This is a genomic window from Shewanella sp. SR44-4 (assembly GCF_014163715.1).
GTDB lineage: Bacteria > Pseudomonadota > Gammaproteobacteria > Enterobacterales > Shewanellaceae > Shewanella.
Genome location: NZ_JACJDU010000054.1, coordinates 21,176 through 29,962, shown reverse-complemented (window position 1 = coordinate 29,962; position 8,787 = coordinate 21,176). Strand labels below are relative to the sequence as shown.

Here is an 8,787-nt window from a genome sequence, read left to right as displayed (position 1 = left end):
AATGGACTTCAAGGGTCAGATTTGGAAGCCTTCGACCGTTCTATCGACGTGCATATATCTAGGTTACGCGCCGAGATTGAAACCGACCCTAAACAGCCTCGTCGTGTTATTACTGTGCGCGGTGTCGGCTACTTGTTTGCACGGTCGCAGGTGTGATGCAGTTATGATTAACAGCCGTCTGTATGTATGTATGTAATGGTCTAATGAAACTGTAGAGATTTATAGCTTAAAATAAGCAAAATCTTAAAGGTATTTATCATGATTAGAAAAATGAAAGTCACTGTCAGCCCTCTGCAAAAATTAGAATATGCCAAGCTGATGGTCGAACAGGGTTACACAAATAAACAAATCGATGACATGATGTCAGCGATACAATCTAACCTCGTTTCCAAAGGGACTTATCAAAGATTAGTTGTTGCAGAAAAACCAAACAAAGTGGCTATTGTTGCCTACATCAGAAAGATGGTTATTAGCTTAAATTCGATGCTAAGAGATGGTGTTTTATGGGAAGCGCCAAAATCTTAAATTAACTATTGACGCCATAGTATCGTATTAATATTACTCTTTAATACGCCAACCTTTTGATTTTATACATGAAGCGTTTGCGCTAAAAAAAGATAAAAGTTGAATACTAGCAAAAGCGACTTCAAGCTCTTCTGAGTTTTCATTTAATGTTGCACTACTAACACCTTGCCTAGCTTCTAACGCACAATCACTCGCTTCTTTTCGAAACAGTTCGTTGTCAGCTGACATCTCACCGTATTCGTTATGAACAACAATTGGTGGAGTCGTAGAGCAAGAGCAAATCATAGACAATATAAATGCCAAAGAAAGTATTCTTGTGTTTATAACCATAACTTTTCAACAAATCCTCGTAATGCTAACGTTTCACAGTAAAACATTTCTAGCTTTATCTCTTGCAATCTTACTCCCTCCCCTGAAAAAACTGCAATGCTATTATTAATCAAAAAGATAATCCGAAACAAGACTCTCAAATCAGCTTTTTGAATGCTTAAAATTGATAACCAACCTATATACTTTGACTATCAAACAATATAACATCGAGAATTACTTGATAATCAAACTATTTTCTTATGAATAAAATTGCCGAAAAATATATCCACCAACACAATTTCACCTCCGTTAACGAGCAAAATGTCAAACGTACTTGGTATGTGCTTGTTATCACAGTCATCACTATGGCCATCGAAGTGATAGCGGGGACGATATATGGCTCTATGGCTCTGCTCGCTGATGGTTGGCATATGGGGACTCACGCAGCCGCTTTTTGTATTACGCTATTCACCTATAGCTATGCAAAAAAGCATGCTAATAGTGACCGATTCTCTTTTGGCGTAGGCAAAGTCGGCGTTCTCGGTGGATATACAAGTGCTATCGCATTAGCCATTGTCGCTATTATTATGCTGGTTGAATCTCTACACCGTTTATGGTCACCTATTGAGATCCAATTTAACCAATCAATTCTTGTGGCTATCGTAGGTCTAGTCGTCAACATAGCCAGTATGTTTATATTGGGTCATGAACATCACGGCCATGACCACGGTGACCATAAACATCATAGTCATAAGCATGATGACCACAAACTTCATAGCCATGAACATGATGACCACGAGCGTCATAGTATCGAGCATCATAGCCACGAACATGATGACCACGAGCGTCATAGTATCGAGCATCATAGCCACGAACATGATGACCACAAACTTCATAGCCACGAGCATGATGACCACAAACTTCATAGCCATGAACATGATGACCACAAACTTCATAGCCATGAACATGATGACCACGAGCATCATAGCCACGAGCACCATAGTGGTAACGACCACAATTTGAAGGCAGCTTACTTCCACGTACTCGCTGACGCATTAACATCGGTGTTAGCAATTTGTGCACTTTTGGTAGGAAAATTCCTTGGATGGTATTGGTTAGATCCCATCATGGGAGTCGTTGGTGCGGTGGTGATTACTAAATGGGCTTTAGGTTTAATGAAGCAAACGAGTCCTATTCTATTAGATGAAAATATCGACGAAGATTACCAATTAGACATTGTTAACACCATTAATGATGAACAAACCAAGGTCACCGATATTCATATTTGGAGAATTAGTGCCGACCACTATTCTGCCTCTATCGCAATCTGCACATCCACAGATACCAACGTTGAATCATTTAAACACTTATTGAATAAGTTTGATAAGCTAAGCCACTTAACTATCGAAGTGAATTACTGCTGAGGCCCTTTATGCATTCTTTGAATAATTTAATCATAGAGTTTTACGACAAACTGTCTTCTTGGGAGCAGTCTGTCGTTAAAGATACCGGTTATTCACTGGCACAAGTGCACACCATTGAGGTGTTAGGCTCTCACGGTTCCATGAGAATGAAAGAGCTAGCAGATAGGCTTGCAATTACCACTGGCACCTTAACGGTTCAGGTAGAGAAACTGGTAAATTTTGGACTCATTACTCGCTCTCCACATGAAGATGATAGACGTTCAATATTAGTTGGATTAACAAGCGAAGGCATTGCGCTCCATAAGCACCACAATCGCATGCATATACAACTGACAGAAGATATTACTCGTCATTTAGATCAAAATTCGATAGATGTTCTGACCAAGAGTTTTGAAAAAATGAACCGAGAATTCTAATCTTCAGATTGTAGAATATGATGATACAACGTCAAATGAAGTGCTAATAAGAGAACAAGTAAATCGTTTTTATATCAGTATATCGGGCGTGAAAAATAATTTAGCTAGTGCTTGTTTTGTTTTTGAATCAACGTTAGTTTTGGACACATTAAGTTTGTGTCCAAAACTATTTATCAATTATTTAAAAGTGTTACTTTCAGATACTGCCATGACTTCACCATCGTCAGCAATTTGAAAATATAACGTCTTTTTATCTTCTGTATTAGTGGCACTCACAATATAAACGCCTCCTGTAACGCTAAAGACCGTTACATCAGCAACGGTAATATTTTTCCATGATACCGGAAGCTGACCAACCGCATAGCCGAAGTCCTTAAATGTCATTTGTTTTGCAGACTTGATGACAACACTGATGGCAGCATTATCATTCATATGGCCATGGCTTGAATGTGCCAGCGAATAACTGCTGATTAAACAGCTCAAAAGCACCATTGTAAAAAGTAATGTTCTCATAAATTTCTCCTTATTATTTTAAATCGATTATTTTAAACCGATGACTTTGTATTGTCCTTTTACCAATAACTGTACTGCTACCGGTTGATTAGACTTATTTTTCCAATACCATCCGTGGGAACCAGCAAAAGGTGCCGTAAAACTACCTTTCATATCAGCCGACGTCGCGATGACATAACTTTCGTAATATCCTGAGGTATCTCCCTTTGGCTCACCATGGAGGTCAACAAATAAAGCCGTCCCATCTGTTATCCATTCATAGGTCATTTTTTCAAATTGTTGCATGTCGAATTTATATTCTATTCCACGCCCTGCAGGTACCATCACTTCTATCGTTTGAAACTCATTAGAGCCTTCGGCAGGAGCGCTTTGTTGCACTTCTGGTTCTGCCGCTTGCGCTAATACTGTGACACCTATCTTTTGTCCAATCCCAGTCGGATCGATGTTGTATTCGGCGGGTAAAATTAGCGTAACTAAAACAATGCCTGCTACGACAATCGCCGATAGAGCGGCTTTAATTAACGTACTGCTGCTGACTGTATGTTGCATATTTATCTCTTTTTTATTTATTAATTACGTAGCCAGTCAGTTGATACACAATCAACATGACACCCGCGCTCATTAGTAGTGTGTTTGTAAGCGTAGAAAAACGCTGAAATGAAGGCCATTTTCGCCATACATTAATGACAATCAAAATAACCACTAGCGCAGCAAATTGACCAATTTCTACCCCAATATTAAAGGCCACTAAATTGGTAAAAAGGCCTTCTTTTGGTAAATTGAACTCCTGCAACTTAGTCGCTAAACCTAAACCATGAAACAATCCGAAAATTAATACTGCCCATTGGGTATTAGGCTGCCAATGAAAGCAACGCTTAAAGCCGCCTAAGTTATCAAATCCTTTGTACACGACAGATAAACCAATAATCGCATCAACGAGGTAGGCATTAACTTGAATATCACCTAAAACACCAAGTAGTAAGGTAGTGCTATGGCCAATAGTGAACATCGTGACATATAAGAAAACATCCCGGCTTCTATATAAGAAAAAGATAACACCAACCAGAAATAATAAGTGGTCATAGCCGGTAATCATGTGCTTAGCACCAATGTAGAGAAAAGGTACAAACTGCACGCCACTATTTTGTTCTAAAAAAGCTCGAGTGTTGTCATCAACCCCATGGGCAAATACTTCGATACTGATAAAAGCACAACCAATGAGGATTGCGAACAAGCAATAGCTTGATAATTTACTTAGCATTGGATGGCTCCAAAGTGTCTGTTTCAGTCAAAATAACTTCCTTATGGGTATGTAACATTCGATATAGTGGAGTGTGGTAAGCAAAACAAATAAATCTGTTGGTCATCGGTTTTTTTACTTTTACGGTTCTAACGAATTGATTGATTCATAGTCTGATTTAATGGATGAAATAAGTTTCAATTAGATGGTGAAAACCATCTACCATTAATACCGTAAACAGCATTGCAGTTAGAAAACACAGTCCCGTAAATACCAGAGTAAGTTCGGATATTTGGCTCTGTGGTGATAGAAGCTTTTGTACCCGCAAAGTAATTTGATCATGACTAAAATGACTAACCACACTCCCCTCACAACGATGAGGAAACTGACGTTGTTTCTTGGCGACTGAAATTAATGTTTGTGCCACATCAAGGTTATCGTGATAACCCGTTACGGCGGAGTCTGCTTGTTGTTCTGTGAGCAAAGTAAAATGCTGTTGTAAAATGCGCCGAATTGGCTTTGGATAAAGCAGACAGAAAAAAGAGTAAATACTTTTAAATAGAGGATCTCTTGCACGTACATGTGCTAATTCATGTTGGATAATGATATCCAGAGCCAATGGTTCAAGTTGTTGAAGTAATCCAGTGGTAAGATAAACCCTAGGCTTGAGCAAGCCAATTGTAAAAGCTGCTGGAATGCTTGATGCAATAGAAAAAATAGTCTGATTATTATCACAACTTATAGGTTGCACATCTGAAAATTTAAAAAGGTTGTGCATCGCGATTGAGTGTCGACGAATTTGAACAAACGCAAGGTTAACCATCACAGCCAATATGAGGGCTGCAACAACCAACGTTAAGCCATGCCAGCTTGTAAACTTGAACACATCAATATGGTGCCAATGAGCAATTTTTTCCATCAAAGCGATTACATTATTAGTATCTTGACGTGGAAAAAATATGACAACGCAACATAAAGCTATCCACCAAGGCGCGGTTGCTAATAGCCATAACGTTCGCTTTCGAGCAATAAAACCAAATGAATTGAGGTTATTTTTAATCAACGGGATAATGGCAGATATTAATATCGTCACGATAACGAAAGCCGTTATTGCAACACTCATTAAATTCAACAAAATAGCCTCGTTACCCTCTAGCATCTTATATTTTCCTGCTACGTAACTGGCGTTGCTGTTCGATAAGTTTTTCCAACGCTTCAAATTGAGCATCATCGAGATTGGCTGACGAGGAAGCAAAAGCAGCAATAAGACTATGCTCGCCATCTTCGATAAAATCGGCTGTAACATCTGTAATTAACGTGGCGATGAGCGATTCACGATCGACTATAGCGGTATACAAATGTGCATGCCCCTGCTTAGTTCGGCTTAACAGACTCTTCTTAAATAATCGATCTAATGTAGTTTGAATCGTGTTTAACGAGTTACCACGACTCATCCCAACGGCAATATGAACACGCTTCGCATCGGCTTCTTTTTCAGACCAAAGGAATTGAAGTACTAACTTTTCTAGATCACCTAATTGCATTACAAAGTTCTCTTAACAAGGTACGCAATAGTATGTCAAACTAAAAACCTATCGGCAATAGGTTTTTGAAAGTGTGAGTGATAGAGAATCTATCACATTGATAATTAATAATAATTTATCACTGAAACGATTTTTATTTTAACCTCAGAGTTAGTAACTCTAACGATAATTTAGCAGCACTAATCTTTCGATGCCGTTCATTACCAACACGGTAATGATTTGTTTTTATAGTGAAAATGAATCAATATCCATAAGGGCAACCACAATATCCTTTGAGCAATAACTCGCTGTATCCTCAGTAATACGATGTGCATAACGAGGAACATAGTGGAAAAGAGCGTGAATGATATTGGGCTGAAATCCCACAGCACTCGTACCATATGCAAATAATCATCACTAAGGGTTACACAATGTTTTCATTTTTAAAGCCAGACCCAGTCAAAAAATTACGTAAAAGCTATGATTTAATACTCGAACAAGCCATGCAAGCCCAGCGTAAAGGCGATATTAAAACCTATTCATTACTCACGGCTGAATCAGAACAGGTTTGGGCTAAAATTGCCGCTTTAGAAGCTGCAAAATAAAGGTCATTTGTTTTGCTAACAAGGCGCAATGCCGTTAGCGGGACAAAGATCGGTTTGATAGTCGTTAATATTCTAAGCAGATGTAATTAAGTAATATGTGAACCACACTCAAGATTCGGCCCCCATTTAACGTTATGCTGCGTCAGTCAAGGTCAATTAATACGCTAGTAATACTGGCAATGATGTTATTGACTACGTTACTGATGACATTTGTTATCGCACGTTATTGAGGAGAATTAGTATGTGGTGGCGAGTAACCATTATTAGCTTGGCTTACCTATTATTGGGCGCACATTTCTTACGATTCGATCAGCATATAATGGCTATTATCGCCATTTGTTTGCCATTGCTGATGTTCATTAGACATTCATTTGTGCGTACATTACTCAAACTGGGGTTACTGATCAGCGTGATATTTGTGTGGGCGGTAACCACGTTCAATTTCATCGATATGCGCATTGCACTCGAACAGCCTTGGTTAAGATTGGCCATTATCATGATATCAGTGATGATATTTACCGTGTTTGCGGCATTTTCAACCAACGGCCTCAATCAAAGATTGAGGCGTTAGCCATAGCTTGGGTTATTTTTTCGGCTTCAACCATTTATAAATACTGTCTTTGCGGTAAAACAATAGCACCGCAAATAGCGCAATATAAATGCTAGGTTCAATAATTTCAGACTTTACCGACCAATAAAAGTGGATAGGTGCCAATATTGCAGCCAGATAAATCCAATTGTGCAATGATTGCCAGCGCTTACCCATACTGCGTTTAATCCGGTTCAGAGAAGTTATCGCCAGTAATAAAATGATAATCAAGGTCGCCGCGCCAACTAAAATATAAGGCCGCTTTATGACCTCTTCAAACAATAATCCCCACGCAAACAACAAATCTAAGCTAATAAATGCACTGATGTGCAGCAGCGCATAGGCGCACACATACAAGCCCACCAAACGACGAGTTTGTATCAGCGCTGCTATTTTAAAACGCTTGGCGATGGGCGAAATAAGCAACGTCACTAACAGGCTATTGATCGCGCCCATGCCGGTATAGTGAATAATATACTGCACCGGATCGCCGCCCGCATTGTCTGTTAACACTAGCGCCACGAGATAAAAGGCTGGCAATAAAAAGCTAATATGCAACAACACCTTTAACCAAAACAGACCTCGAGGGCTTATCCGCATTAGTAAAACTTCCTCAAATCGATATTTTTGTATAAATCGGCCACTGAATCGCCATAACCATTGAACATTTGCGTAGGAATACGTTTAGCAGAAAATAAGCCGCCTTCACCAATACTGCGCTCAGATGCTTGCGACCAGCGAGGATGGTCAACTTCTGGGTTTACATTGGCGTAAAAACCATACTCACTCGAGGCCAATTGGTTCCAGCTTGTCGGAGGCTGTTTATCCATCACCCGAATACGCACAATAGACTTAATACTTTTAAAGCCATATTTCCAAGGCACGACTAAGCGGATTGGGGCACCATTTTGTGGCGGCAAGGTTTTACCATATAAGCCTACGGCTAAAAACGATAAATCATTCATTGCCTCGGCAACCGTTAAGCCCTCAACATACGGGTAATGGATCCCACCCCCCATTAAGCGACTCTTTTGTCCAGGCATTTGGTCCGGGTCAAACAGGGTTTCAAAAGCAATGTGAGTCGCATTACTTTGCACGCCGGCTTGTTTAAGTAAGCTAGCTAACGAAAAACCGACCCATGGAACCACCATCGACCAAGCTTCAACACAGCGTAAGCGATAAGTGCGTTCTTCTAGGGCAAAACGGGTTGTCAGCTCATGTAAATCTAGGGTAATCGGTTTATCGACTAAACCATCGATGGTTAGCGTCCATGGATCAACCTTAAACCCTTGGGCATTATCAACTGGGTCCGATTTGTTGGTACCAAACTCATAGAAATTATTGTGACGAGTCACCTTGTCTTCAGGGGTTTTAGGATTAGGTAACACAAATTTGGCAGGTGTGGCGTATTGCAATCCTTGAGTGACAAAAGGATTTTGTGCTTTTTGCTCGCCAAATAAATCAAAAATACCGGCTTGAACCTGACCAGGTAAACTCGCTCCTAAGGCACCTAACCCTAAGGCTTTAATAATGTTACGACGATCATTAAATACCGACTCAGGCGTAACTTGGTTATCAGGAATATGCCAAGAAGCACGTTTTTGTATGCCTTGAGTAAAACGTTTTTTACCGGTCATAAATCA

13 protein-coding genes and 1 pseudogene are annotated in these 8,787 nt (G+C 39.7%); 6 read left to right on the top strand and 8 right to left on the bottom strand.

All coding sequences use genetic code 11. The features are described 5' to 3' along the window. Positions 1-21: 21 nt before the first annotated feature. Complete coding sequence (locus H5125_RS18835; protein ID WP_259395490.1) at positions 22-156, top strand: winged helix-turn-helix domain-containing protein; 135 nt, start codon at positions 22-24, stop codon at positions 154-156. Positions 157-357: 201 nt separating this feature from the next. Next, a pseudogene (locus H5125_RS18825) lies at positions 358-525 on the top strand (IS110 family transposase); the annotation flags it as partial. A 33-nt stretch (positions 526-558) separates the two neighbouring features. Here H5125_RS18825 and H5125_RS18820 read toward each other — a convergent pair. Then, positions 559-855, bottom strand: a complete 297-nt coding sequence (locus tag H5125_RS18820) for a hypothetical protein (RefSeq protein ID WP_157822829.1) — start codon at positions 853-855, stop codon at positions 559-561. 239 nt (positions 856-1,094) lie between these two features. On the opposite strand from H5125_RS18820, the gene H5125_RS18815 reads away from it, so the two are divergent. Then, on the top strand, positions 1,095-2,258 hold the full coding sequence (locus H5125_RS18815) for a cation diffusion facilitator family transporter (protein ID WP_182745011.1): 1,164 nt from the start codon (positions 1,095-1,097) through the stop codon (positions 2,256-2,258). An 8-nt stretch (positions 2,259-2,266) separates the two neighbouring features. After that, the gene (locus tag H5125_RS18810; RefSeq protein ID WP_011637970.1) at positions 2,267-2,674 is read left to right on the top strand and encodes a MarR family winged helix-turn-helix transcriptional regulator; all 408 of its coding nucleotides are present in this window, start codon (positions 2,267-2,269) and stop codon (positions 2,672-2,674) included. Between the two features lie 177 nt (positions 2,675-2,851). Here the strand turns inward: H5125_RS18810 and H5125_RS18805 are convergent, their stop codons facing one another. From H5125_RS18805 to H5125_RS18785, 5 genes are all read right to left on the bottom strand, one after another. Then, positions 2,852-3,187: a DUF6488 family protein gene (locus H5125_RS18805; RefSeq protein WP_101087984.1), complete on the bottom strand. Its 336-nt coding sequence runs from the start codon at positions 3,185-3,187 to the stop codon at positions 2,852-2,854. A gap of 27 nt (positions 3,188-3,214) precedes the next feature. After that, positions 3,215-3,736: a hypothetical protein gene (locus tag H5125_RS18800; RefSeq protein ID WP_011637972.1), complete on the bottom strand. Its 522-nt coding sequence runs from the start codon at positions 3,734-3,736 to the stop codon at positions 3,215-3,217. Positions 3,737-3,749: 13 nt separating this feature from the next. Further along, positions 3,750-4,448 carry a HupE/UreJ family protein gene (locus H5125_RS18795; RefSeq protein WP_162022763.1) on the bottom strand — a complete coding sequence of 233 codons (699 nt, stop codon included), beginning with the start codon at positions 4,446-4,448 and terminating at the stop codon, positions 3,750-3,752. A 157-nt stretch (positions 4,449-4,605) separates the two neighbouring features. Continuing rightward, on the bottom strand, positions 4,606-5,586 hold the full coding sequence (locus H5125_RS18790) for a M56 family metallopeptidase (RefSeq protein WP_162022762.1): 981 nt from the start codon (positions 5,584-5,586) through the stop codon (positions 4,606-4,608). Between the two features lies 1 nt (position 5,587). Then, positions 5,588-5,971, bottom strand: coding sequence for a BlaI/MecI/CopY family transcriptional regulator (locus tag H5125_RS18785; protein ID WP_101087978.1), 384 nt, complete (start codon positions 5,969-5,971; stop codon positions 5,588-5,590). 410 nt (positions 5,972-6,381) lie between these two features. Between H5125_RS18785 and H5125_RS18780 the strand changes: the two genes are divergently transcribed. Continuing rightward, positions 6,382-6,555: a DUF6435 family protein gene (locus tag H5125_RS18780; protein WP_157822828.1), complete on the top strand. Its 174-nt coding sequence runs from the start codon at positions 6,382-6,384 to the stop codon at positions 6,553-6,555. A gap of 241 nt (positions 6,556-6,796) precedes the next feature. Continuing rightward, positions 6,797-7,126, top strand: a complete 330-nt coding sequence (locus tag H5125_RS18775) for a hypothetical protein (protein ID WP_182745010.1) — start codon at positions 6,797-6,799, stop codon at positions 7,124-7,126. A 12-nt stretch (positions 7,127-7,138) separates the two neighbouring features. Here the strand turns inward: H5125_RS18775 and msrQ are convergent, their stop codons facing one another. Beyond that, positions 7,139-7,744, bottom strand: a complete 606-nt coding sequence (gene msrQ / locus H5125_RS18770) for a protein-methionine-sulfoxide reductase heme-binding subunit MsrQ (protein ID WP_182745009.1) — start codon at positions 7,742-7,744, stop codon at positions 7,139-7,141. After that, a complete protein-coding gene (msrP, locus tag H5125_RS18765) occupies positions 7,744-8,781 on the bottom strand; it encodes a protein-methionine-sulfoxide reductase catalytic subunit MsrP (RefSeq protein ID WP_101087972.1) in 1,038 nt (345 codons plus the stop codon). Before msrP ends, msrQ begins: the two co-directional genes overlap by 1 nt. Positions 8,782-8,787 lie beyond the last annotated feature (6 nt).